The organism is Rhodococcus sp. IEGM 1330 (genome assembly GCF_033142445.1).
Taxonomy (GTDB): domain Bacteria; phylum Actinomycetota; class Actinomycetes; order Mycobacteriales; family Mycobacteriaceae; genus Rhodococcoides.
On sequence record NZ_JAWLSB010000008.1, the window covers coordinates 205,537 to 228,603 of the forward strand.

Consider the following 23,067-nt stretch of genomic DNA (forward strand, 5'->3'; position numbering starts at 1 on the left):
AACGACCTCCGGCGTAACTGAAGTATTACGCCGCTTGTATCCGCTGGTCAGAGCCCCTGGAACTTTATTAACGCCGGGGTGACGTAGGTCTCGAACACCCTTCGCGCCGGCGTCGAACGGCGTTATCAGAACCTACAAACCGCTCGAGCAGGGGTTGTTTGCGGCGTAATAACTCATTTACGCCTGCGCCACGTTGAGTAATCCCGTTGCAGGAGGCTTCGTTCATGAGCAACCGACGAGTTGCCCACCGTTACGAGAGGATTGGCATGAACGAGCACGCTTCCGCCGCCAGCGTCGAGTCGACGCAGTTGTCCACCGATCGACTCCACTCAGGCGTTGCCCGATGATGCACCTCGGATGGTTCTTCACCACGGGATTCGGAGTCTACGGCTGGAACCAACCGTGGTCGGGCAATGTGGCGTCGGACATCGGTCGCCCCGATCTGTTCGTCGACGCGGCAAAGAGCCTGGAGCGCGCCGGATTCGACTACATCATGCTCGAGGATTCGTCGGTGTTGTCCGACGTGTATCGCGGAACGTTCGAGAGCTCGGTTCGACGCGGAACCACCGTGCGTTTCGACCCGATGCCGCTCGTCCCACTGATGGCCGACGCCACCGAACGAATCGGCATCATCGCCACCGTCGCAACGACTTTCTACCCACCATTTCTCGCCGCACGGTTGATGTCGACCCTCGATCACGTGACCAAGGGCCGCGTCGGAATCAACCTCGTCACCGCGAGCGCCGACGGAGCCGCGCAGAACTACGGACTGCCCAAGCAGATCGAGCACGATCTCAGATACGAGATGGCAGACGAATGGGTCGACGTCGTATCGCAGCTGTGGGATTCATGGGACGAGGATGCTCTGGTCCTCGACCCGGAGTCCGGTGTGTTCGCCGATCACGAGAAGATCCACAAGATCGACTTCGAGGGAAAGTACTACGCCTCGCGTGGCCCGTTGAACGTTCCGCGCGGACCGCAAGGGCGGCCGGTGATCTGCCAGGCCGGAGGCTCCCCTGCGGGCCGGGCATTCGGTGCCAAGCATGCGGACACCATCATCGCCAACGTTCGCGGACTCGACGCGATGAAGGAATACCGCGAGGACATCAGCCGACGACTGGTCGAGTACGGCCGCAAGCCGGACGACGTCAAAGTACTGTTCCTGATCAGCCCCATCATGGCGGACACCGATGAGGAAGCTGTCGTCAAGCGCGATCGCATGCGCGAAATCCAGAAGAACAACATCGACGGCATACTCGCCGCGATGTCGTATCTCAGCAGCACCGATTTCTCACAGTTCGACATCGACGCGCCGGTTCCCGATCTGACCCAGTACAACGGCCACAAGAGCACGCTCGAAGACATGGCCAAATCCGGTAAGACGCTGCGGGAGATCATCGCCAATTATCCGACTGTCGAATCGATGGAACTCGTCGGAACAGCCGAGACCGTCGCCGAGAAAATGGACGAGGCAATGGAGTTCGTCGGCGGCGACGGATTCCTCATCGCCTCCCCCGTCACCCGAAAAGTGATCTCCGAGATCAGTGACGGTCTCGCTCCCGCATTGCGTCGGCGCGGAGCGATACGTGACGGCTACTCCCGAACCACGTTCCGCGAGAACCTCGCCGCCTTCTGAGTGGGTGGCGTTGTGTTCGTCGGGGTGCGGTAGCACCGCAGTACAGACCGCTGAAACAGCCGCTGGGAGCGGCGCAATGGTTCCGCAACGATGGAGTCTCGAGACCGACACGCACCTCGTGTTGGCTGGTGTCGTCGCCTCGAAGAAAAGGTTCATGAATGAAAATCACTGTAGTAGCGGGCAATCCGAAACCCGAGTCGCGCACCCTCGATGCAGCGCGTGTTCTCGCCACCGCACTGACGGGTGAGCCCGGCAATACCGTCGACGTGATCACACTCGGTTCCGGTCTGCTCGGCTGGGGCGATGCGGCGGTGGCGGCCGCCGTCGAATCCGTGGCCTCGTCGGATCTCGTCGTCTTCGCCAGTCCGACCTTCAAAGCGACGTACACCGGAGTGCTCAAGCTGTTCCTCGACCAATTCGCCGGGGGCACCGGCTTACAGAACGTCGTTGCCGTTCCGCTCATGTTGGGTGCCGGGCCTGCTCACGCGATGGCACCGGACATGTTCCTCAAGCACGTTCTGGTCGAGCTCGGCGCGATCACCCCCGCCCCCGGGCTCTACCTGATCGATACCACCTACACCACCGATTCTCTCATCACCGACTACGTCTCACGCTGGGGCGACACCATCGTCGCCGCGGCCCGAACCCGAACGGATGCATCATGACCCTGACCACCACGAGCCTCGACCAGTCCGTTCTGCGCCATGCGTTCGGTCAGTTCCCCAGTGGAGTCGTCGCCGTCTGCGCAGAGATCGACGGGGTACGGGTGGGCATGGCCGCAAGCAGCTTCGTCGCGGTATCCATCGATCCACCCCTTGTCGCATTCTGTGTTCAGGACACCTCGACCACCTGGCCCAAGTTCGCGGTCGCACCACGTATCGGGATCAGCGTGCTCGGTGAACTCCACGACGTGGCCGCACGAACCCTCGCGGCGAAGACCGGAAACCGCTTCGAGGGATTGACCACGACGACGACCGAAGACGGAGCGGTCTTCATCGACGGTGCGAGCATGTGGCTCGACGCCACGGTGACCGAGCAGATCACCGCCGGTGACCACGACATCGTGCTGATGCGCATCAACGAGCTCGAGATCAAGGACGGCATTGCACCGATAGTGTTCCACGGCAGTAAGTTCCGACGTCTCGCTGTGGATCTGTGATGAGTGCCGTCGAGCATGCCCTCGATGCACTTCGAGCCGGGAAACCGGTCTTCGTCACCGACTCGGCCGATCGCGAGAACGAGGGTGACGTCATCCTCGCGGCCGACCGGGTCACTCCTGCATGGACGGCATGGACCGTCCGCAACACCTCGGGGCTGCTGTGCGCTCCGATGAGCGACGCCCGCGCGGACGCCCTGGAGTTACCGCCGATGGTGTCGAACAATCAGGACCCGAAGAAGACCGCATACACCGTCACTGTCGATGCGGCCGTGGGCATCACCACCGGTATCAGCGCTGCGGATCGCGCCAGGACCCTCCAGGTCCTGGCCGATCCCGGTTCCGTCGCCACCGACATCATCCGTCCCGGTCACGTGCTGCCGCTCAGGGCACGACCCGGTGGCGTCCTCGAGCGGCCGGGTCATACCGAAGCAGCTGTCGACCTGTGCGCGCTCGCCGGGCTTCCCGCGGTGGGCGTGATCGCCGAACTCGTCGCCGACGACGGTTCGATGATGCAGTTCCACGAGATCGAACGCCTCGGCTCTCGCATGCACCTGCCGGTGCTGACGATCGAGGAACTCATCGCCTATCGCCGACTTGTCGATCCCGCGCCGGTGGCCGGGCCCGCTCGTGTGGAACGAATCGTGGAGACCGTTCTCACGACACCGCACGGCGAGTTTCGCATGTTCGGCTACCTCGACCACAAGACCGGGGCCGAGCACGTGGCGCTCGTCTCGGGTGACGTCCACGACGACGCCATGGTTCGGGTTCACTCGGAATGCTTGACCGGCGAGTCGTTCCTCTCGCAGCGCTGCGAATGCGGCCCGCAACTCACCACCGCTCTCGAACGCATCGCCACCGAAGGAGGCGTACTCGTCTACCTCCGCGGTCACGAGGGCCGCGGAATCGGGTTGCTGAAGAAACTTGCCGCATACCGACTTCAGGACGAGGGATTCGACACCGTGCAGGCCAACCTCGAACTCGACGAACCGGCCGACGGGCGTGAGTACGGCGGTGCCGCCGCTATTTTGAAGGATTTGGGTCTGACCACGGTTCGCTTGTTGACCAACAATCCCGACAAGATCCGCGGCCTGGAAGCCCACGGCGTCGACGTCAGTTCACGGTTGCCGATCATCGTCGGTGCCGCTCAGGCCAACATCCACTACCTCGAGACCAAGCGCTCCCAAATGGGACACCTGTTGCCCCACAGCGTGGCTCAGGGTTGGTGAACGACCCCTTCCGCGGCCTCTACCGCGCAGGAACCGTGATTCCTCGCGCGTCGAGGACGGGTCGAACACCTTCGGCGAAGTGGTATGCCTCCTCGAGGTGCGGGTAGCCGGACAGAATGAATTCGTCGAATCCGGCGTCGTGGTACTCCCCGATGAGATTCGCGACCTCCTCGTGTGAGCCCACCAGAGCCGTCCCTGCGCCGCCGCGAACCAAACCGACCCCGGCCCACAGGTTCGGGTATATCTCGAGCGAATCCTTGCTGCCACCGTGCAATGCGGCCATTCGACGCTGTCCCTCGGACTGCGAGGACGAGTGCAGCGCGTGTGCCGCAGACACCTGCTCCTCGGGAAGCTCGTCGAGGAGCTTCTGCGCGACGGCCCAGGCCTCCTCGGACGTGTCGCGGCTGATGGTGTGCAGGCGAATGCCATAGGTGAGCTTGCGGCCCTCGGCATCCGCGAGCGCCTGCACTTTCTCGATCTTGGCGCGAGCACCGGCCGGCGGTTCGCCCCACGTCAGATACGTCTGCACACGCTTGGCTGCGACGGCCAGAGCAGGCTCGGACGAGCCGCCGAACCAGAACTCCGGCAACGGATCCGGCGCTTCCGACACCCGCGCATCGGCGACCTTGAAGAACTCACCCTCGTGATCGACCGACGCCTCGGTCCAAATGCGGTGGACGAGTTCGAGAAACTCTTCGGTGCGGGCGTAACGCCGATCATGGTCGATCCAGTCCCCGAAACGGCGCTGTTCGACGTCGTCGCCTCCGGTGACGATGTTGAACAACACGCGCCCCTCCGAGAACCGCTGCAACGTCGCCGCCTGCTGCGCCGCCAACGTGGGCGGCGTGAGGCCGGGACGGAAGGCGACGAGGAACTTCAGTCGACGGGTGCTCTGCAGTAAAGCGGCAGTGGTCAACCATGCGTCCTCGCACCATGTTCCGGTCGGAGTCAGCACCCCCTCGTAGCCGAGTCGGTCCGCGGCCTGAGCCACCTCGGTGAGGTACCGCAGCGACGGACGACGGAACCCGGCAGGTTCGACGATGTTGGCCGACGCGTGAGATGCGCCGACGATGGAGCGGCCGTCGCCTGCGGTGGGGAGGAACCAGAAGATGCGTGCGGTCACGAGTGGAACTCCTACGACGTGGTGGGTGATCAGTTGGTCGAGGCGGTCGCGTCGGCGATAGCGTCGTTGTAGCGCGTGTCGACGAAGTCTGCGAACGTGTTGCCGCCGGGTATACTTCCGCTCTCGACGAATGCATCGAAGAGCGCCTGCTCGGACTCGATCACATTGTCGTCCAATGCAATTGCGGGTCGCTGGCTTCGACCCTGCGCCAATTCACCCGCAGCCGGGTCGATGCCGACGGCCGCGGAGTACGCGGCGGCCCACTCGGCCGGATTGGCGTCCGCCCATGCGGACGCCTTGGCCAGGCGAATCACGAAGTCCTGCAACGCCGTGTTCTTCGCAGGATCGTCCAGAGCCTGCTGCGAGGCGATGCCGAAGCCGTAGCCATTGGCGACGCCCTCGGCTGTGGTCAGTGTCTTGGAGCCGTTCTGGACCTGCGCGATCGCGGTGAACGGATCCCAGATCGCCCAGGCATCGACCTCACCCGAGGTGAATGCCGTCAACGCATCGGCGGGCTGGAGGAACACCAGCTGAACGTCGTCGGTGGTCAAGCCGGCCTTCTGCAACTGCAGCAGCACATGACCGTGCGCGGAACTTCCCTTACCCACTGCGATCTTCTTGCCGCGCAGGTCGGCGAACGACGCGAGAGTCGAATCGGCAGGTACGAGAATCTGATCGCCACTCGCATCGTTGGTGTAGGCGGAAACGACCTTGATGCGCGCGTTGGCTGCGACGCCGAACACCGGAGGTGTGTTGCCCGTGACCGCGAAGTCGATCTGGCCGGCGGTTGCGGCCTCCACCTGAGGCGGACCGGAAGTGAAGGTGGAGAACGCGACATCGTAAGGCGCAGAGTCCAGCTCCCCCGATGCGCGAAGCAACGCCTCGGTGCCGCCCTTCTGGTCGCCGACGTCGAGGGTGACAGTGGCTAGCTGGTCGTTGGAGACGAGTTCGGGGGCTTCGGTGGCAATGGTATCGCTGCCTCGGGAGACACAACCGGTGAGCCCGACGACTGTCAGAGACAGGGCAGCGAGTACCCCGAGAGCGCGCAGCGATCGAGGACGAGCGTGAGACGACATGCGTGAAAGATCCTTCGTATGAGAGGAATTGATTGCTCAGTGGACGCCGAGGGCGGAGAGCAAATGGGTACGAATGCGAGAGAATCCGGCTGTTCCCCGGTCGCGGGGACGAGGCAGATCGACGGTGACGGTCTCGGCCACGGCACCCCCGTCGAGCACCACCACCCTGTCGCCCAACGAGATTGCCTCGTCGACGTCGTGGGTGACCAGCAGGATGCCGAAGTGGTGCCGTTCCCACAGGTCGAGCAGGAGAGACTGCATGGTCAGTCGCGTGAGTGCGTCGAGCGCTCCGAACGGTTCGTCGAGTAGCAGCAGTTCCGGCTCCCCCACCAACGCCCGCGCCAGGGCGGCGCGCTGAGCTTGCCCACCGGACAACGTCATCGGCCAGGCGTCTCGCTTGTCCGCAAGCCCTACTTCGTCGAGGGTCGCGTCCGCCGCGGTCAACGCGTCGTTGCCGGTGACGCCTGCGGTGTTGAGACCGTAGGACACATTCTGGCGAACCGACCGCCACGGAAACAGCCGTGGTTCCTGGAATGCCACCGCGGGATTTCCGGCGACGTGCCGCTCCCCCGTGTGGTCCGTCGACAGTCCGGCCAGAACGCGCAGGATCGTCGACTTGCCGGAGCCGGAGCGTCCGACCAGCGACACGATCTCACCGCGTTCGATGGACAGGTTCACGCCCTGCAATACGTGGCTGGAGCCGTAGAACTTGTCGATGCCGTGCAGGGTGGCGACAGACGTCGTCGTCGAAGTCATGAATCAGGCATCCAATCGGTAACGGAGGGCTCGTTTTTCGAGGATTCGTACGATGCCGTCGGTGGCGATTCCCATCAGCGCGTAGACGACGAGCCCGAAGATGATGGTGTCCACACGCAGGAAATCTCGTGCATTGTTGATGATGTAGCCGAGCCCGGATTCGGCATTGATCTGCTCGGCCACGATCAGCGACAGCCACGCAATGGCCAACGATTGCCTCAGTCCCACCAGAAGTTGCGGGGCGATGCTGGGCAGGATGATGGTGGTGAACCGCTGACGCCACGAGAAGCCGAGTACGACGGCCGTGTCGAGAAAGTCGCGATCGATCTGGCGGATCGCCGAGAACGTGTTGAGGTACAGCGGAAATGCGACTCCGAGAGCCACGAGCAGGATCTTGGGAGTCTCGCCGATCCCGAACCACAGAATGAACAGCGGGATGAGGCCGAGGTGCGGGAGTGCGCGCAGCATCTGCAGCGGCGGATCGACGGTTGCCTCGGCGAGTTTGGACAGTCCGACGAGCGCTCCTAGTGCGACCCCGATCACCCCGCCCAGTACGAGTCCCTGGACTACGCGGGTTCCCGAAATGGCCAGGGCATCCGCCAACTCCCCGTTGCGCAGCAACTCCAGACCCGCGTCGAAGATAAGGGACGGGGCGGGCAGCACTCGTTCGGAGAGAACTCCGGCAGCACTGGCAATCTGCCACAGGACGAGCAGCGCGACGGGTGACAGAACGCGCAGAACGGTCCATCGGTACCGCTGCCACACCGAGTGTTTCGGGGAGACCGGTGCGAGTTCGACACCGGGAGCGTCGACGACACGCGTGTCCACGGGTCCCGCGGGAGCGGCGTACGACGTCATGACCATGGGTGCAGGCCTTCCGGTTGAGTGCGAGCAGGTTCGACTACTCACCTTCGGCCAGACCGGGGTCTACGACCAGGGTTCGAATCAGCGTGAATTTAGGTCGGGCAAGATTGCTCTCATGAATGTCGAGCCCATCCACACCGAGCGCCTGGCGCTTCGCCTGTACGAACCCGAGGACGCAGACAGGATCCTGACGTACTACAGCGATCCAGACGTCTGCCGCTATCTGCTGCACGAAGCGTGGACACACGCCGATGCTGTTGCCGCAGTGGGCAAACGGATGAAGCGAACCGGATTGAACACACAGGCGCTCGCGATGGTCGTCGAGCACGAGGGAACTGTGGTGGGCAACGTCGAGGCATGGTTGATCGACGGGTCACCGGCCCTCGTCGAACTCGGGTGGACGTTCTCCCCCACTGTGGCCGGCCGCGGATACGCCACCGAGGCGGTACGGGCCTTGATCGAGCACGTGTTCTCGCTACCCCGGATACACCGGGTCAGCGCACAGCTGGACGGACGCAACGACGCCTCTGCCCGCCTGGCCGCCCGGGTCGGGATGCGTCAGGAAGCACACTTCCGCCAGAACTGGTGGTGCAAGGGCGAATGGACCGACACTCTCGTGTACGCGATGTTGCGCGGGGATCGCTGACCGAGTTGCGCGGAGGCATAGTGAGCAGAACCCGTGAGTGACGTCTCGACGCCAGGCCGTCGTTCGTCGTTTCGCCGGTTTCTGACCGCCGCAGCGATCAGCTCAGCCGGCTCATCGGTGACAGCGGTTGCGATGCCCATCTTGGTAGTGCAACTTCTGGACGCGACACCCTTCGAGGTCGGTGTGGTGAACGCTGCACAGTTCATCCCCTATGCGGTACTCGGATTGGTCGCCGGGGTGTACGTCGATCGGTGGCGTCGCAAGCCGATTCTTGTGTGGGCCAGCGTCGGCCGCGCATTGATGCTCGGCGCTGTGCCGCTCCTGTGGCTCGCAGGCCTACTTCACATCTGGGTACTGATCATCGTGTTGCTCTTGTACGGATCCTTCTCGGTGTTCGGATTCGCTGCGATGCAGTCGTTGCTGCCTCGGTTGGTGCCACGCGGCCAACTGGTGCAGGCGAACGCTCGACTCGACCAAGCCGACGCGGCAGCAACGACATTGGGACCGACGATCGGAGGCGGACTCGTCGGCTTGCTCGGCGCTCCCCTGGTGATTGCCGTCGATGCCATCAGCTATCTCGTCGATGCAGCACTCAATTCGAGCCTCGAGGTGGACGAGCCTCGACCTACTGCTCACTCCCGCAACCTGATCGGCGAAGTACGTGACGGTCTGAAATTCATGTACCGCCACCGCACGCTCAACCCGCTCGCTGTCTCGACACACGTGTGGTTCCTCGCCAACGGAGCCGCATTGACCGTGCTGTCGCTCTTCGCGCTCCGCTCGCTCGGGTTCAGCGCCTACACCTACGGATTGCTGCTGACGACGTTCGGTGCCGCCAGCCTGCTCGGAGCGTCCATTGCCCACACGCTCGGCAAGCGAATCGGCTGGGGTCGAGCAGTCATCCTCGCCCGCACGCTGTACCCCCTCGCCTGGATTCTCGTGGCCTTCGCAACCGACACAGCGGTCGGCCATGTCTTGCTTTTCGCAGCCCTCGGCCTGCAAGGCCTGGCGGCGGGCGCGGAGAACGCGAACGAGATGGGGTACTGGCAAGCGCTCACCCCGGATGAGCTACTCGGGCGTGTGAATGCTGCCAGGCGTTCCGTCAACCGCACCATGGCCGCACTCGGTGCCGTGATCGCGGGCCTGTTGGTCGGCGTGATCGGTGAACGACCGACCCTGATCGGCGTCATCGTCGTATTCGCCATCGCCGCAGCCATAGTGGCATTCTCGCCACTGCGGCACCCTGAAGCCGAGTTCTGACACCATCATCCCAGGGCTGTGTCCGCGATGTAGTGCGTTCATCTCCAGACCATCTGTGGTTCGGTTCCGCGACATCGGCCGGTGACCGGAGTGCGACAGTCTCCGGGGAACTTCACTCGAACTCATAGGAGTTTCACCGAATGGTCTCGTGTCGTAGAGCAGCCCTGCTGGGCACGCTTGCATTGATCTCTGTCGTGTCCACCTCGATGGGCGGCGTTGCTACCGCCGCGCCGGCACGGACGGTGTCGCCGTTGTGTCAGGTCGCAGACCTGCTCCCCACCGGATCGTCTTCGGGCCTCGGCTACGAATGTGCCGAAGCGGGTGAGCTTCTCGATCTGCCGATCGGTGACGTGCGCGCGACACAACCCTCGCTCGGGTACGACGAGGTGTACTACAAGCTCGGCCGGTACACGCTCGGCAAAGACGAGATCAACAAGAAATTCGACGACTGGTGCGAGGCCAACGGCCAGGAAGAGGCCGCCTCGGCACTGCCCGACGCACGACTCGACAATCCGTCCTCGTTCACCTGCACCGTCCCCGTCGGCCAGGAAACGCCCGACACGATCGCACCGATGAAGACTGTCGTCATCGGACCGGGCGGCGTCCCGTACCTGACCGACGGACACCACACACTCACCTCGTTCTACGAAACGGCTGACGGTGGACCGAATTTGCATGTCCGACTGCGGGTGGTGGCGAACCTCAGCGATCTGAGCCCCGCCGACTTCTGGGCGCGGATGAAGGCCGAGAAGTGGGTGTGGAACTACGACGTCGACGGCAACGAGGTTCCGGTCGAGCAGTTGCCCTCGGGAGTGGGCCTCGCCAAGTTCCAGAACGACAAGTACCGCAGCCTGACCTACTTCGCCCGCGACATCGGCTTCACACCCGGAACCATCCCGTTCCAGGAATTCTATTGGGGTGCATGGGTTCGCGACTCGGCGGAAGTCGACATCAGCGGCTGGGACAGCAACAACCTGACGAGCTATCTGAGCACCGTCGAGTCGGTGTCGCGCGCGCAGGTCGCGGCCCCGAAAGACGCGGTGATCGACAGTGGCCGAACCGCAGCGGAACTCGGTGCACTGGAAGCCTGGAACGACGGGAAGGCCGCCGGCAAGGGTGAATTCGGCAAGCTGTCGGCACCGTACTCGGACGACAAGCCCGGCAAATTGGCCTACGCCTTGCAGTACAAGTTGGGCCTGCCCAGGTAGTTCCATGTCGCAGTAGTTCCATGTCGCGGTAGTTCCATTTCGCGTCGCCAGGCCGGCGTTGTCACAGACCGGCCTGGCGGCGAGACCGCAGCCGCATGGCCACGAAGACGACGAAACCCAGTGCGACCGAAACGATGACGATCTTCTGCAGGATTTCGGCATATCCGTCGACCAGGTGCCAGTTCTCACCCAGCTGATATCCCGCGGTGACGAATATGGTGTTCCAGATCAGACTGCCGAGTGTGGTGAGCAGCAGAAACTTCATCATTCCCATTCGCTCGATTCCGGCCGGCAGGGAGATGAAGCTACGAAACAGCGGGACCATGCGTCCGAGGAACACTGCCTTCGATCCGTGCTTGGCGAACCAGGCCTCCGTGCGGTCGAAGTCGGTGGCCTTGATCAGCGGGATCCGAACCACCAGTGCCCGCGTGCGCTCGCGCCCGATGAGCGCACCCACCGCGTAGACGATGATCGCACCCAGGACCGAGCCGAGCGTCGTCCAGAAGAGAGCAGCACCGAAGGAGAACACGCCCTGACTGGCCGAGAAACCGGCAAGTGGCAGAACGAGTTCGCTCGGGATCGGTGGGAATAGATTGTCGGCGCCGACGACGACGGCGGCGCCGGGGCCGCCGAGTGCGTCCATGATGCCGACCGCCCATCCGGCCAGCCCGTCGAGTTGCTCGGTGTCAGCAGTTGCAGCAATCAGTAAGTCGGACATTGCAATTCCCCTGTTCGTCGGTGTCGCTTGTCAGGAAGGACGCTGAAAACGTTATGAACTTCCTGAATGCGGGACATCGAGGAATGCCGTCGAACACGCGTGGGGCTGCCCCGTGAAAACACTGCGGTTTACCGCAATACCAGCGGGCGCATACCCCGCTACGCTGCTCGAGTGCTCGGAAACGACGTCGTACGTCCACCCCACCTGGCGGATCGCATTGCCGTCAGCTCGCTTGTTCGACGTTGGCTGATGGCACTTGCCGGGGTTCTGCTCGGCAGCGTCACGGCGATCTCTGCCTTGATGTTCACCGTGGTGGCGCTCGTTGTAGTCGCGTCGGCGCGCCTCCTTGGCCGGCGGGGAGAGTCGCTGAGGTCTGCCATCGATGCAGGCGCACTTGGTTTGAGCGAGTGGGAGATTCGGCGACTCACCCGCTTCCACGGCACGCTCCACACGGATGTGGCGACCCCTCACCGCTGTCGCTGGTATCTCGGAATGCGGTGGACGATCGGGCTACTCGGTATCGGCGTGGTCCTGCTGCTGGCGCTGTGTGTGGTCGTGGCCGGCTCGATGGTCTCGGCGTGGATCCTGAACGGCGGCTGGGGCCTGATCGAGAACGCCGACCGAGTCGACGGTGGACTCATAACGCTGGTGTCGCTGCCCGGGATCCTGTTGATCTTCGTCGCGATCGTCGGAGTGGCAGGGGTGGGATCGTTGGACCGTTGGTTCGCCGTCCAAGTACTCGGGCGGCAGTCCGACCGAATTCTGCACCAACGGGTGGCCGAGCTGACGAGCAGCCGCGATCACGTGGTCGATGCCATCGACGACGAACGCCGCCGAATCGAACGCGACCTGCACGACGGCATCCAGCAGCATCTGGTTGCCCTGGGGATGCTCATCGGCCGAGCCCGCCGAGCCGAGAAACCCGACAAGGTGCACGAACTCCTCGCCCAAGCTCAGGCCACATCGCAGGAGGCGATCAGCGAGCTACGCGAGGTCGCCAACCGGGTGTACCCGATCGCGCTCGACACGGACGGACTGCGCGCATCTGTCGAGGCGATGGCCGAGCGTGCCAGTGTTCCCGTTCGAGTCACTTACGAACTGACGGAGAGGTTGCGTCCCGCTGTGGAGTCGGTCCTCTATTTCGTCATCTCGGAGGCCGTCACCAACGCCGCCAAGCACGCCTACCCGAAACTGTTGGAGGTCAACGTCGCTCACCAGAGGTTCGACCGCGTGCTGGCAACCGTCACCGACGACGGGGGCGGTGGTGCCGATCCGTCCGGCACCGGCTTGTCCGGGCTGGCCCGCCGCGTCGCAGCCGTGGACGGCACCCTGAGCGTGCACAGCCCGGTCGGCGGCCCGACCGTCGTGACGGCGAGCGTCCCGTGCGGGTGATCGTCGCAGAGGACTCGACGTTGCTGCGTGAGGGTGTCGTCCGTCTGCTCGTCGACGAAGGCCACGACGTGACCGCGTCCGTGGGCGACGCCGATGCGCTCCTCGCCGCGGTGGAACAGGATCGTCCGGACATCGTCGTCACCGATGTGCGAATGCCTCCGGGTCACAGCGACGAGGGACTGCGCGCGGCATTGACCATTCGCGATCGATGGCCGGAGGTGGCGGTACTCGTACTCTCCCAGTACGTCGAGAACCGTTACGCGGCAGAGCTCACAAGCGGATCCGGCGGCAAAGTCGGGTATCTGCTCAAGGACCGAGTCGCGCAGGTCGACGAGTTCTTGGACGCCTTGGACAGGGTGGCCGGTGGCGGGACCGCCTTCGATCCGGAGCTGGTACGGCAGCTGCTGTCACGCACGACCCGATCGAATCCCCTCGAACGACTCACGCCGCGCGAACGCGATGTGCTCGAGCTGATGGCGCAAGGTCTCACGAACGCGCGAATTGCAGCTGATCTGTACATCTCGGTGAGCTCTGTCGAGAAACACATCAACGCCGTGTTCGACAAACTTGGGCTGGCCAACTCCACCGGTATGAGCCGGCGCGTGATGGCTGTGGTGGCCTACCTGCGCACCTGACCGGGCTCACTACCAGCGATCGACGTGCAGCACGGTCTCGATTGGATCCCGCGGAGCGACCTTGAACGTTTCCCCCGTGTAGTACGCCGTCGGAATCAGCGCGCCCTGATGGAAATGCTCGGGAATGCCCAGTAGCTCGGAGATCTCAGCCTCGCGTGCGAGATGAATTGTGGTCCAGGCTGTTCCGAGACCACGCGCCCGTGCAGCCAGGGCATAGTTCCATACAGCGGGCAACAGTGACCCCCACAGACCTGCCTGGTTTCCGGCCGGAAGCGTCTTGCCTGCCTGGATGCACGGAATCAGCAGCACCGGTACCTCACCCATGTGCTCGCCGAGCCAGCCCGCACTGTCCCCGACGCGCTTCTGTACCGATGCGCGCTCCGGATCGTCGGCGAAAAGGGCCGACGCGGAATGCTTCGACGCCTGATACTCGGCGAACAGTTCGCCGTAGATCGCGCCGATTCGAGCCCGAAGATCAGGATCGGTGACGACGATCCACTGCCACCCCTGCTTGTTCGACCCGGACGGAGCTTGCAGGGCGATCTCGAGACATTCTTTGATCAGCTCCATCGGAACCGGTCGCGTCAGGTCGAGACGCTTACGGACGGTGCGCGTCGTGGTCAGCAACTCGTCGGGAGTCAGATCGACAATCGGAAAGGAAGTCACCTCTCGATCATGCACCACTGGCCGTCAGTCCGGGAGCAGGGTTCTGACGAGCTCCCACGCGGACACGTCGATCCAGGACGGGTTCGATTGCTGCGGCGATCGGAACACCTCGAGCGTCGACAGTGCTGCGATGGACTGGATGTCCGACGCAAGAATCGGCTCCTCGAACAGCGTGATGTTCGTCGAGACCTTCCACTGCGGGCCGGGGACCGGGGTGCCGGTCACGGTACCGGCGCCCCAGATTCCGCGTCGGGCATGGGCACTGACCCAGAACAACACCGGCTGCCCGGGTGCCATCAGACGTGTTCGGTAATTGTCGGCGACGCACCAGTTCTCGTGCGCACGTCCGGCTTCGACCATTGGCGCGAGATCGGTCTTGTGCGGATTGCACTTGATCACCCAGGCACCGAGAGTGCGATTCGTTATCGCCCGAGCAGTCACCTTTGCAAGTGTAGGAACTCAGGCCACCGCGTCGTTGCCCTGGGCTGCCGAGACCACCAGATTGTTGGCTGTGAGCCCGTTTCCGTTCTTGGCGGCGTCGATCCACTGATCCGTCGTCGCCACTGCCGCGAAGTTGGACTGGTAGAGCACCATCAATGCCTTGTGGAGTTGCTCGGCCGAGACGGTGCCCGCCTCGTTCGAGAGATTGATCGCGCCGGTAGCGTCGGACAGGATCTCGACGGTCAGCTCCAGCGCCTCGGCGTCGGCGCTGGAGGCGAGGTCGCAGTTGTTGGTCATGTAGCCGACTATCGTGACGGTGTCGATGTTGTTGCCCTGCAGCCACTTCGCGACGTCGGTTCCGGCGAACACGCTGCTGTACTTCTTCTCGACCCGCTCGAAAGACGGCTGCACGACGGCCTGAATGTCGGGATGCAACTCGTACTTCGGAGTGCCTTTCACGAAGGCCGGTGCGCCGTCGGGCATCTCGTGCTGCACGATCGCGACGGGAAGATCCTGCGCTGCAGCAGCTTCGATTGCACGGACGATGTTGGCCAACGACTCGTCTCGGGGCGGGTACTGAATCTGCAGCACCCCCTCGAAGTACTCCTGCTGGACGTCGATGACGATCAATGCTCTGCGCGGTGCGGTCATGGTGTTCTCCTTCGACTGGCGATCTCGGTCGCTTCTCATCTTGCGGTGGCGGCCTTGCATCCACGAGTGGCACGGATGCATACTTTCGATGCATTTGCGCCAACATTCGAGATCGGAGACGCCATGCGGATCGCGCTCTATGCGTTCGACGGCATCACCATGTTCCACCTCGCCGCGCCGTTGATGGTGTTCGGTGAGGTGACTCGACTCGGGCTCGCCCCGGACTGGGAGACGCGGGTGTGGTCCGACGAAGCCGGGTCGATACGCACCGAGGAAGGCTTCCCGGTTGGCGACATCGCTGGCCCCGATACAGTCGCCTGGGCCGACATCGTCATCGTGACGTCGTGGCCGGAATCGTTGCCGCCCATCGGGAATGGCCTCTCCTATGCGCTTCGTAACGCCCATTCGCGCGGCGCAGAGATCGCGGGTCTGTGCCTCGGTTCGTTCGCCATCGCAGACACCGGCCTGCTCGGCGGACGCCCGGCTGTCACACATTGGACGAAGATGACCGAACTGCGGGAGCGGAATTCACACGCCGGCGTCGACGAGTCGGTGCTCTACATCGATCACGGCGACGTCATGACGTCCGCAGGAACTGCCTCGTCGATCGATTCATACCTGCACATCGTGCGCAAACACCTCGGCTCGGCGGCTGCGACGCGAGTGGCTCGGAGCCTGGTCGTCGCGCCTCATCGGGACGGCGGCCAGGCGCAATACATCGAGCGCCCGGTGATCGAGGCCTCCGGAGATACTGCGATTGCCGACGTGCTGAGCTGGGCACTCGAGCGCCTGGACCAGCCCTTGCCCATCGAGCGACTGGCCGACCATGCGCGCATGAGCCGACGCAGCTTCATCCGCCAGTTTCAGTTCGAGACGGGATCCACACCTGCCCGCTGGGTACTCGACAAGAGGCTGAACGAGGCCAGGAGCCTGCTCGAGACCACCGATCGCAGCATCGACAACATCGCAGCGCTGTGCGGATTCGGAAGCGCCGTCACCCTACGTCAGAACTTTCGCTCGGCCTTCGCCGTGACCCCGACGGCCTACCGGAGGCAGTTCACCGTCGGTTGTGCAACCACGAGCACCGTCGACAGGCAAGGATGAGCGACGTGATCCTGTGGATAGTTGCCGGAGTCGAGCTCGCCGCCATCATCGCTCTCGGTGTGGTCTTGATCGTGTCGCGTCGAAAGTTGAAGCACACGCGTCGCGCACTCGACCGCGCCCTTTCCGAATCGCAACAACGCCGCAAGCGGCGCGGCCTGGTGCCCTTCGCCATCCGAACCGCCTTCCACACCACAGACCTGCTCATCAACAAGGGCTTCGGCGCGACGGTCCGCAACTCCGTCGAGGACCTCGCGGGCTGGGCGAAGGTCGAGCGACCTGACCTGGCACGCATGACCGCCGATGGCGACATCGTGGTGATGTTCTCCGACATCGAAGGATCCACCGCACGCAACGAGGAACTGGGCGACCGCGGCTGGGTGAAGCTGCTCGAGAAGCACAACAAGCTGATCAACAAACACGTCGACGACCACGGCGGACACGTGGTGAAGAGTCAGGGTGACGGTTACATGATCGCCTTCTCCGACCCGGCACAAGCAGTGCGCTGCGGAGTGAAAGTGCAGGAGGCACTGCTGCAGAACCCCGATCGCTGGGACCGCATCCGTGTCCGTATGGGCGTCCACGTGGGCAGTTCCGTACGACGCGGTGACGACCTCTTCGGCCTCAACGTGGCCATGGCGGCACGAGTGGCGAACCAAGCCGAAGGCGGAGAAATTCTCGTCAGCGAGCCGGTTCGCAACGCCATCAGAACAGCCGTCGATCTGTCCCTCGGGCTGCCCCGTGAAGTCGAACTTAAGGGTATGAGCGGAAGTTTCCAGTTGTTTCCGATAGAGCTCCCGGTGCTTCCCAATGCGGAAGTCGCCCTGAACGAATGAATGGTCCATTCACAACGGGCACTTTTACTGGCTGCTGTCCACAGATCCCCCTGCACCGAGCCTCATATCCGGATGCCTGCGCGTGCGATGGCACCTGACACTTGGCAAGCGACGAGCTATTTCACTCGAGACCAAACAGTTTCGAGTAGGTGGCCGCCGCACGTTCTCTGAGCTGTTCGCCCGAAAGATCCTCCGGGCTATCGCGCAGCACCGGATCCGAAACATAATCGTCGACATCGAAAAATAGCTTTTCGAGAACTACGAACTCACTACCCCGCACTTCACATTTATCATTGGTGAAGGTGCGGATATATTTCGTCTCGAAATCATCTGCCGAAATCTTTTCTTGTACAAATGCCTCGATCAGCTCCCTGTACTGGCTCAGCATTGGTTCAACCGATCTCTGATGCTCCGTCAGTATCCACCCCCCCAGATTTCCATTTCAGAGCGTATCGCTGACTTGCGAACGATCAACGAGAGATCGATACTATCCGTCTCGACTCAACTGACGAAGTTTTTCCAACGCCCCAGTCGCACAGATAAGCAATTGTCCTGCGTCCAGGTCGTCATCGCCACGCAACCTGTCCTCGGCGACGTAAGCGTCCACGTCGCCGAACAGACCGTTGACGATCTCGGACACTTCCCTTTCGAGTATCCCCGGCGTCCGCTTCACCAGCCTCAAATATTCCTTCTCGAAGACATCGGCGGTGTGACTCCCATCTACGAAAGCCTCGATAGTGGGAATAAAAATCAGGGCCTGCGCGGCCGCCCTCCCGATAGCACTCATCAGTACAGTCTCCCCTCACTGAGAACCGACGCCATCTGGTCCTCACTCATTTCCCAGCCAGTGACGAACCTTCCGTCTGGGCCTTGAACCACAATAAGCTTGGTGTCTGGGTTTACGCTCAGAAGCACTTCGTCGCCCCTGTAGGTGCCGGAGATGTGCTCGGTTTTTGGATCCACCATGAACTCGCGCACCCTCTCCGTGAAATGCCGGAAGCCATCACTGCCACGCGGTTCAGATACGCCGAAGTCAGCGGCGTGCTTGAACTTCTTCTCGATCTGACCTGCATCGAACGTGACATCGACCGGATCGATCCGCTTGATTGCCGGGCCGAGCCCAGGACCCGAACTGGGCGAGGGCCTCTCGTCCCCGAGGTTCTTGATCCTATCCAGCTCCTTCTGCCTCCGCTGGAGATCACGTTCGCGCCCCACTCCTCTCCGAAGGTTTCGGGCCGATTTCCACACATCGATCACACGCCGAAGCGGGGAAGCGAACCGGGCGGCGATCGACACCGCTCGCGCAGACGCGGCGATTGCACCGAGTCCGAAAGTGACGAAAGAGGCAGCGACACCGATAGCTGCGGTTATCGCCAACTCTTTCAGCAGATCATCGCGCAAACCTTCCAACTCGCCCATCAGGTCGCCGCGCAGCTGATTCAAACCGTCACGGTGCTCTTCACAGGACACCGCGAGCTCGTTGGCTGCGTTGAGCACGTCATCGGCCGCATCTCTCAACTCGCGCAAGTCCTCGTCGACGAAAACCGCGTCGGGTGCGATGACGCTATCGAACGTGGCCGCCGCTCGTTCGAGCGCGTCGGGCACTGCCGCGCACGCGGCGTCGGCTGCGATTGCGGCCCATGCGGCCCTTGCGATTTCAAGCTTGTCGGTATCGCCGTCCGGGACGATGACACCGATCTTTTCCACCAGTCCGAGGCCACTGTCAAGGAGACCACCATCGCCGCCGGCGGACGGTACGGGGACTTTGCAGACGAACATCGGCGCCGACTGGCCCGGCGGTGGATCCGGCGGGAGCTGAGACTGTTGGCCCGCCGCGACGGAAGCGTTGTAGTCGGCCATGGCGTGGTTGAATCCGAGCTGAGCGACGACATCGCCGTAATGGTGAATGGCTTCGGCCAGTAATCGGATCGTGTCCAGCGTCTCGTTGGCCCGATCGTCGTACGAGGATGCCCACTCCGTGGCCTCCTCGTAGCTGCCGGCCATGCTCCCACACCCGTACAGCAGATCGAGATGCTGATTGGCAGCGCCGAAAAACTCGGCAGCGACCCGGACGCAGACATCGGCCACGTCGTAGTAGTCCTGCGGATCGAGATCCAGATCGCTCATTCGGTCGATCCGCGTCCGAGCAATCGCAGGTTGGCATTCGATGCCTCGGAGTACGAGCGGCGCGCGGCGGACGCGGCGGCCCGCATTTCTACCAGTCCTGCGGCCATTTCGACTGCGCCGGCCCGCCACTCTCGCTGCGCGACGTCGAACTGCGCTGCCGCGGCACCCTCCCAGTGCTGTTGATGGTGGGCGGTTCTCGCCTCGATTGCGTCGAGGTTGTCTTCAACAAGACCGAGGAAGGCTTGCAGCTCGGCCAACGCACTATCAAGCTCGGCAAAATTCACTACGAAACGTCCCACTTCGCGCGCCTACAGATTCAAAGAACTGTGGGTGCGTGCATTGGCCTGGTCGGTGTCGGAATACGCGACGCCTGCCTCGTTCAGCAGGTCCCCCAGCCTGGCCAACGCTCCCGCGACCGCAACCGCGCCACTGTGAAAGTCGTTCCACCCCTCCCAATATACGGTGGCGGCGGGCCCATGCCACGACTCGAGCAGAGCCTCGATGTGGCGGTCCACCTTCGTCGTTCCGCTCGACAGCGCATCGGCCGTCGCCTGAACGAACGCGGCGTATTCAGCGATCTGCTGCGCCTCGACCACCAGCGCTTGCGCTGAACTCGTGTCATCTGACATGTGCTCCCCCGTCTGCGCCGCCGCTGCTCGCCGAAAATGGACGCTCATAGCCTTCGACGTCGGCCAAGCCCAGTCGGTTCCATCGAACCGCACTTGCTACGGCCGAGAATCTAGCCTCGGGCGAAGCTTTGGCTCGAAGTTGCTGGCGTCGTCTCCGGCGAGACCGGGTCGCTGGGAACCAGTGTGCTCCAGCACATCGAAGTCATCGAAAAGCTGAAGGTGGTGTTCGAGACAGCGGTCGAGCGGTACGTCGAGACAAACCAGCAAACACTGCGAATCCGGCTGTACAGCAAACTGATCGGGATGAGTGTCTTTTGTGCAGACTCGCTGGATCGGGGCGTGTCAGCTGTCGATGACGCCGTTTTTGGGGCTCTTCGACTTTGACCGGGCCATCTCAGTCCTGTAATTGCCGGGGCGACGCCAGAGTGCGAGTTGTTCGGCGTTCCTGGACATCTTGGTGCCACCCCTGAACGGATGAATGGTCCATTCAGTACGTCTGAGCGCGTGAAAGTCACATTGATCCGACCGGGGCGGGCGGTAAACCCCAATGCTGCTGCGCCCCAATACGAATGAATGGTCCATTCACAACGTCTGAGCGCGTGAATGGACCATTCATTCGATGGGGGGGTGAGCCAGAAAGAACTACTGCTTCGCCGACTCCAGTGCCTCGTTGAAGGTCTTGGACGGGCGCATCACTGCAGCGGTGGCTTCGGGGTCCGGGTAGTAGTAGCCACCGATGTCGACTGCCGTGCCCTGGACCTCGTTGAGCTCGGCGACGATCTTGTCTTCGTTGTCGGACAGGGTCTTTGCCAGTGCAGCGAAGTGCTTGGCCAGCTCGGTGTCCTCGGTCTGTGCGGCCAGTTCCTCGGCCCAGTAGAGAGCGAGGTAGAACTGGCTGCCACGGTTGTCGAGTTCACCGGTCGAGCGCGAGGGGCCCTTGCTGTTCTCGAGCAGCTTGCCGGTGGCGGAGTCGAGTGCCTTGGCGAGGATGGTCGCCTTGACGTCGCCGGTCTTGATGCCGAGGTCCTCGAGGCTCACGGCCAGCGCCAGGAACTCGCCGAGCGAATCCCACCGCAGGTGGTTCTCCTCGATGAGCTGCTTGACGTGCTTGGGAGCCGAGCCACCCGCGCCGGTCTCGTACAGTCCGCCGCCTGCCATCAGGGGAACGATGGAGAGCATCTTGGCGCTGGTGCCGAGTTCGAGGATCGGGAACAGGTCGGTGAGGTAGTCACGCAGGATGTTGCCGGTGGCCGAGATGGTGTCGAGTCCGCGAACCAGACGCTCCATCGTGTACCGGATGGCACGCACCTGCGACATGATCTGGATGTCGAGGCCCTCGGTGTCGTGATCCTTCAGGTACTTGCGCACCTTGCCGATCAGCTCGTTCTCGTGCGGGCGGTACGGGTCCAGCCAGAAGACGACCGGCATTCCGGATTCACGCGCACGCGTCACCGCGAGCTTGACCCAGTCCTGGATCGGCGCATCCTTGACGATGCACAGACGCCAGATGTCGCCCTCTTCGACGGTCTGCGTGAGCAGAACTTCGCCGGTGGCGATGTCGGTGATGTTGGCGACGCCCGCCTTCGGTACCTCGAAGGTCTTGTCGTGCGAGCCGTACTCCTCGGCCTTCTGCGCCATCAGTCCGACGTTGGGGACGGTTCCCATCGTCGTCGGATCGAACTGACCGTTGGTCTTGCAGAAATTCACCATCTCCTGGTAGATGCGGGAGAAGGTCGACTCCGGGTTGACAGCCTTGGTGTCCTTCGGGCGGCCATCCGCACCCCACATCTTGCCGCCGGCGCGAATCATGGCGGGCATGGAGGCATCGACGATGACGTCGCTGGGCGAATGGAAGTTGGAGATGCCGCGGGCGGAGTCGACCATCGCGAGCTCCGGGCGGGTCTCGTGACACTTGTGCAGGTCTTCGATGATCTCGTCGCGCTTGGAGGCCGGCAGCGTCTCGATCTTGGTGTACAGATCCGACAGGCCGTTGTTGACGTTGACGCCCAGCTCTTCGAACAGGTCACCGTGCTTGGCAAAGGCGTCCTTGTAGAACACACGCACTGCGTGGCCGAACACGATGGGGTGCGATACCCGCATCATGGTCGCCTTGACGTGCAGGGAGAACATGACGCCGGTCTCGAAGGCGTCCTGCATCTCTTCCTCGTAGAAATCGAGAAGCGCCTTCTTGCTCATGAACATCGAGTCGATGACGTCACCGTCGGTGAGTGAGAGCTTCTCCTTGAGCACGATCGGCTCGCCGTCGGCGGGCAGCAGTTCCATCTTGACCTCACGGTCACCGTCGACGACCGTCGACTTCTCGCCGTGGTAGAAATCGCCCTCACGCATGTGCGCAACGTGGGTGCGCGACGCCATCGACCACTCGGTCATGCTGTGCGGGTGCTTGCGGGCGAATTCCTTCACGGCCTTAGGGGCACGACGGTCCGAGTTGCCCTCGCGCAGAACCGGATTGACCGCGCTGCCGAGGCACTTGGTGTACCGGTCGCGGATCTCACGCTCTTCGTCGGTCTTCGGATTGCCGGGGAAGTCGGGAATCGCGTAGCCCTTGTCCTGCAGTTCCTTGACGGCTGCGAGCAACTGCGGCACCGAGGCGCTGATGTTCGGCAGCTTGATGATGTTGGTCTCGGGCAGCTGCGTCAGCTTGCCGAGCTCGGCGAGGTTGTCGGTCACTCGCTGGTCTTCGTTGAGGTAATCGGGGAACTCGGCGAGGATGCGGTTGGCAACGGAGATGTCACTCGACTCGACGTTGATCTCGGCCGCGCTGGCGAAAGAACGTATGACCGGCAGAAACGCGTGAGTCGCCAGCATGGGCGCCTCGTCGGTCAGGGTATAGATGATGGTCGGCTTCTTCGCAGTCATGTTTCGCCTTTGCCTCAGTTTCAACGTCGTCTTTTGG

General features: G+C 62.9%; 26 protein-coding genes. 12 read left to right on the top strand and 14 right to left on the bottom strand.

All coding sequences use genetic code 11. The annotated features are described in order from the left end of the window. Positions 1-343 precede the first annotated feature (343 nt). The 4 genes from R4P57_RS19215 to ribA all read left to right on the top strand — a co-directional run bounded on the left by R4P57_RS19215 (position 344) and on the right by ribA (position 4,021). Positions 344-1,636 carry an NtaA/DmoA family FMN-dependent monooxygenase gene (locus R4P57_RS19215; RefSeq protein ID WP_317804424.1) on the top strand — a complete coding sequence of 431 codons (1,293 nt, stop codon included), beginning with the start codon at positions 344-346 and terminating at the stop codon, positions 1,634-1,636. Between the two features lie 158 nt (positions 1,637-1,794). Further along, positions 1,795-2,301, top strand: a complete 507-nt coding sequence (locus R4P57_RS19220) for an NAD(P)H-dependent oxidoreductase (protein ID WP_317804425.1) — start codon at positions 1,795-1,797, stop codon at positions 2,299-2,301. Then, positions 2,298-2,795, top strand: a complete 498-nt coding sequence (locus R4P57_RS19225) for a flavin reductase family protein (RefSeq protein ID WP_317804426.1) — start codon at positions 2,298-2,300, stop codon at positions 2,793-2,795. The genes R4P57_RS19220 and R4P57_RS19225 overlap by 4 nt, the downstream gene beginning before the upstream one ends. Next, positions 2,795-4,021, top strand: coding sequence for a GTP cyclohydrolase II (gene ribA / locus R4P57_RS19230; protein ID WP_317804428.1), 1,227 nt, complete (start codon positions 2,795-2,797; stop codon positions 4,019-4,021). Before R4P57_RS19225 ends, ribA begins: the two co-directional genes overlap by 1 nt. 19 nt (positions 4,022-4,040) lie before the next feature. Here ribA and R4P57_RS19235 read toward each other — a convergent pair whose 3' ends face one another. The 4 genes from R4P57_RS19235 to R4P57_RS19250 are packed head-to-tail and all read right to left on the bottom strand — an operon-like array spanning position 4,041 to position 7,834. Continuing rightward, positions 4,041-5,144: an LLM class flavin-dependent oxidoreductase gene (locus tag R4P57_RS19235; protein WP_317804430.1), complete on the bottom strand. Its 1,104-nt coding sequence runs from the start codon at positions 5,142-5,144 to the stop codon at positions 4,041-4,043. A gap of 29 nt (positions 5,145-5,173) precedes the next feature. Beyond that, on the bottom strand, positions 5,174-6,220 hold the full coding sequence (locus R4P57_RS19240; protein ID WP_317804431.1) for an ABC transporter substrate-binding protein: 1,047 nt from the start codon (positions 6,218-6,220) through the stop codon (positions 5,174-5,176). A 36-nt stretch (positions 6,221-6,256) separates the two neighbouring features. After that, entirely contained in the window at positions 6,257-6,976 is a 720-nt protein-coding gene (locus tag R4P57_RS19245) for an ABC transporter ATP-binding protein (RefSeq protein ID WP_317804432.1), read from the bottom strand. A 3-nt stretch (positions 6,977-6,979) separates the two neighbouring features. After that, on the bottom strand, positions 6,980-7,834 hold the full coding sequence (locus R4P57_RS19250) for an ABC transporter permease (protein ID WP_317804518.1): 855 nt from the start codon (positions 7,832-7,834) through the stop codon (positions 6,980-6,982). 121 nt (positions 7,835-7,955) lie between these two features. Here R4P57_RS19250 and R4P57_RS19255 point away from each other — a divergent pair, with 121 nt between their 5' ends. The 3 genes from R4P57_RS19255 (at position 7,956) to R4P57_RS19265 (ending at position 10,954) form a co-directional block, all read left to right on the top strand. Further along, positions 7,956-8,486, top strand: a complete 531-nt coding sequence (locus tag R4P57_RS19255; protein ID WP_317804433.1) for a GNAT family protein — start codon at positions 7,956-7,958, stop codon at positions 8,484-8,486. A gap of 33 nt (positions 8,487-8,519) precedes the next feature. Beyond that, positions 8,520-9,746: an MFS transporter gene (locus R4P57_RS19260; RefSeq protein ID WP_317804434.1), complete on the top strand. Its 1,227-nt coding sequence runs from the start codon at positions 8,520-8,522 to the stop codon at positions 9,744-9,746. Positions 9,747-9,940: 194 nt separating this feature from the next. Continuing rightward, the gene (locus R4P57_RS19265; protein WP_317804435.1) at positions 9,941-10,954 is read left to right on the top strand and encodes a ParB/Srx family N-terminal domain-containing protein; all 1,014 of its coding nucleotides are present in this window, start codon (positions 9,941-9,943) and stop codon (positions 10,952-10,954) included. A gap of 61 nt (positions 10,955-11,015) precedes the next feature. Here R4P57_RS19265 and R4P57_RS19270 read toward each other — a convergent pair whose 3' ends face one another. Beyond that, the gene (locus R4P57_RS19270) at positions 11,016-11,672 is read right to left on the bottom strand and encodes a DedA family protein (RefSeq protein WP_317804436.1); all 657 of its coding nucleotides are present in this window, start codon (positions 11,670-11,672) and stop codon (positions 11,016-11,018) included. Between the two features lie 171 nt (positions 11,673-11,843). Between R4P57_RS19270 and R4P57_RS19275 the strand changes: the two genes are divergently transcribed. Both R4P57_RS19275 and R4P57_RS19280 read left to right on the top strand, forming a co-directional pair. Further along, positions 11,844-13,064, top strand: a complete 1,221-nt coding sequence (locus R4P57_RS19275; protein ID WP_317804437.1) for a sensor histidine kinase — start codon at positions 11,844-11,846, stop codon at positions 13,062-13,064. Beyond that, the gene (locus tag R4P57_RS19280) at positions 13,055-13,699 is read left to right on the top strand and encodes a response regulator transcription factor (protein WP_317804438.1); all 645 of its coding nucleotides are present in this window, start codon (positions 13,055-13,057) and stop codon (positions 13,697-13,699) included. Before R4P57_RS19275 ends, R4P57_RS19280 begins: the two co-directional genes overlap by 10 nt. Before the next feature lie 9 nt (positions 13,700-13,708). Here the strand turns inward: R4P57_RS19280 and R4P57_RS19285 are convergent, their stop codons facing one another. The 3 genes from R4P57_RS19285 to R4P57_RS19295 are packed head-to-tail and all read right to left on the bottom strand — an operon-like array spanning position 13,709 to position 15,457. After that, positions 13,709-14,365 (bottom strand): nitroreductase family protein, encoded by a 657-nt coding sequence (locus R4P57_RS19285; protein WP_317804439.1) that lies wholly within the window; start codon positions 14,363-14,365, stop codon positions 13,709-13,711. 24 nt (positions 14,366-14,389) lie between these two features. Next, entirely contained in the window at positions 14,390-14,806 is a 417-nt protein-coding gene (locus R4P57_RS19290; protein ID WP_317804440.1) for an EVE domain-containing protein, read from the bottom strand. 18 nt (positions 14,807-14,824) lie between these two features. After that, a complete protein-coding gene (locus R4P57_RS19295; RefSeq protein ID WP_317804441.1) occupies positions 14,825-15,457 on the bottom strand; it encodes an isochorismatase family protein in 633 nt (210 codons plus the stop codon). A gap of 123 nt (positions 15,458-15,580) precedes the next feature. Between R4P57_RS19295 and R4P57_RS19300 the strand changes: the two genes are divergently transcribed. Then, the gene (locus tag R4P57_RS19300) at positions 15,581-16,561 is read left to right on the top strand and encodes a GlxA family transcriptional regulator (RefSeq protein WP_317804519.1); all 981 of its coding nucleotides are present in this window, start codon (positions 15,581-15,583) and stop codon (positions 16,559-16,561) included. Further along, positions 16,558-17,394 carry an adenylate/guanylate cyclase domain-containing protein gene (locus R4P57_RS19305; RefSeq protein WP_317804442.1) on the top strand — a complete coding sequence of 279 codons (837 nt, stop codon included), beginning with the start codon at positions 16,558-16,560 and terminating at the stop codon, positions 17,392-17,394. The genes R4P57_RS19300 and R4P57_RS19305 overlap by 4 nt, the downstream gene beginning before the upstream one ends. A gap of 121 nt (positions 17,395-17,515) precedes the next feature. On the opposite strand, the gene R4P57_RS19310 is transcribed toward R4P57_RS19305, so the two are convergent. From R4P57_RS19310 to R4P57_RS19330, 5 genes are all read right to left on the bottom strand, one after another. After that, complete coding sequence (locus R4P57_RS19310; protein ID WP_317804443.1) at positions 17,516-17,782, bottom strand: colicin immunity domain-containing protein; 267 nt, start codon at positions 17,780-17,782, stop codon at positions 17,516-17,518. Between the two features lie 99 nt (positions 17,783-17,881). Beyond that, positions 17,882-18,181: a colicin immunity domain-containing protein gene (locus tag R4P57_RS19315; RefSeq protein WP_317804444.1), complete on the bottom strand. Its 300-nt coding sequence runs from the start codon at positions 18,179-18,181 to the stop codon at positions 17,882-17,884. Beyond that, a complete protein-coding gene (locus tag R4P57_RS19320; protein WP_317804445.1) occupies positions 18,181-19,521 on the bottom strand; it encodes a colicin D domain-containing protein in 1,341 nt (446 codons plus the stop codon). Before R4P57_RS19320 ends, R4P57_RS19315 begins: the two co-directional genes overlap by 1 nt. Beyond that, positions 19,518-19,805 (bottom strand): WXG100 family type VII secretion target, encoded by a 288-nt coding sequence (locus R4P57_RS19325; RefSeq protein ID WP_317804446.1) that lies wholly within the window; start codon positions 19,803-19,805, stop codon positions 19,518-19,520. The genes R4P57_RS19320 and R4P57_RS19325 overlap by 4 nt, the downstream gene beginning before the upstream one ends. A gap of 24 nt (positions 19,806-19,829) precedes the next feature. Then, a complete protein-coding gene (locus tag R4P57_RS19330; protein ID WP_317804447.1) occupies positions 19,830-20,150 on the bottom strand; it encodes a WXG100 family type VII secretion target in 321 nt (106 codons plus the stop codon). 183 nt (positions 20,151-20,333) lie between these two features. Here R4P57_RS19330 and R4P57_RS19335 point away from each other — a divergent pair, with 183 nt between their 5' ends. Beyond that, complete coding sequence (locus tag R4P57_RS19335) at positions 20,334-20,534, top strand: hypothetical protein (protein ID WP_317804448.1); 201 nt, start codon at positions 20,334-20,336, stop codon at positions 20,532-20,534. A 258-nt stretch (positions 20,535-20,792) separates the two neighbouring features. Here R4P57_RS19335 and R4P57_RS19340 read toward each other — a convergent pair whose 3' ends face one another. Further along, positions 20,793-23,030, bottom strand: coding sequence for an NADP-dependent isocitrate dehydrogenase (locus R4P57_RS19340; protein ID WP_317804449.1), 2,238 nt, complete (start codon positions 23,028-23,030; stop codon positions 20,793-20,795). Between the last annotated feature and the right edge of the window lie 37 nt (positions 23,031-23,067).

Excerpts from the sequence above, each read along its gene's own strand:
- R4P57_RS19250 (WP_317804518.1), bottom strand. The coding sequence starts at position 7,834 with ATGACGTCGTACGCCGCTCCCGCGGGACCCGTGGACACGCGTGTCGTC.
- R4P57_RS19310 (WP_317804443.1), bottom strand. The coding sequence starts at position 17,782 with ATGCTGAGCCAGTACAGGGAGCTGATCGAGGCATTTGTACAAGAAAAG.
- R4P57_RS19255 (WP_317804433.1), top strand. The coding sequence starts at position 7,956 with ATGAATGTCGAGCCCATCCACACCGAGCGCCTGGCGCTTCGCCTGTAC.
- R4P57_RS19320 (WP_317804445.1), bottom strand. The coding sequence starts at position 19,521 with ATGAGCGATCTGGATCTCGATCCGCAGGACTACTACGACGTGGCCGAT.
- R4P57_RS19220 (WP_317804425.1), top strand. The coding sequence starts at position 1,795 with ATGAAAATCACTGTAGTAGCGGGCAATCCGAAACCCGAGTCGCGCACC.
- R4P57_RS19305 (WP_317804442.1), top strand. The coding sequence starts at position 16,558 with ATGAGCGACGTGATCCTGTGGATAGTTGCCGGAGTCGAGCTCGCCGCC.
- ribA (WP_317804428.1), top strand. The coding sequence starts at position 2,795 with ATGAGTGCCGTCGAGCATGCCCTCGATGCACTTCGAGCCGGGAAACCG.
- R4P57_RS19330 (WP_317804447.1), bottom strand. The coding sequence starts at position 20,150 with ATGTCAGATGACACGAGTTCAGCGCAAGCGCTGGTGGTCGAGGCGCAG.
- R4P57_RS19295 (WP_317804441.1), bottom strand. The coding sequence starts at position 15,457 with ATGACCGCACCGCGCAGAGCATTGATCGTCATCGACGTCCAGCAGGAG.
- R4P57_RS19270 (WP_317804436.1), bottom strand. The coding sequence starts at position 11,672 with ATGTCCGACTTACTGATTGCTGCAACTGCTGACACCGAGCAACTCGAC.
- R4P57_RS19245 (WP_317804432.1), bottom strand. The coding sequence starts at position 6,976 with ATGACTTCGACGACGACGTCTGTCGCCACCCTGCACGGCATCGACAAG.
- R4P57_RS19215 (WP_317804424.1), top strand. The coding sequence starts at position 344 with ATGATGCACCTCGGATGGTTCTTCACCACGGGATTCGGAGTCTACGGC.
- R4P57_RS19225 (WP_317804426.1), top strand. The coding sequence starts at position 2,298 with ATGACCCTGACCACCACGAGCCTCGACCAGTCCGTTCTGCGCCATGCG.
- R4P57_RS19340 (WP_317804449.1), bottom strand. The coding sequence starts at position 23,030 with ATGACTGCGAAGAAGCCGACCATCATCTATACCCTGACCGACGAGGCG.
- R4P57_RS19315 (WP_317804444.1), bottom strand. The coding sequence starts at position 18,181 with ATGAGTGCTATCGGGAGGGCGGCCGCGCAGGCCCTGATTTTTATTCCC.
- R4P57_RS19240 (WP_317804431.1), bottom strand. The coding sequence starts at position 6,220 with ATGTCGTCTCACGCTCGTCCTCGATCGCTGCGCGCTCTCGGGGTACTC.
- R4P57_RS19300 (WP_317804519.1), top strand. The coding sequence starts at position 15,581 with ATGCGGATCGCGCTCTATGCGTTCGACGGCATCACCATGTTCCACCTC.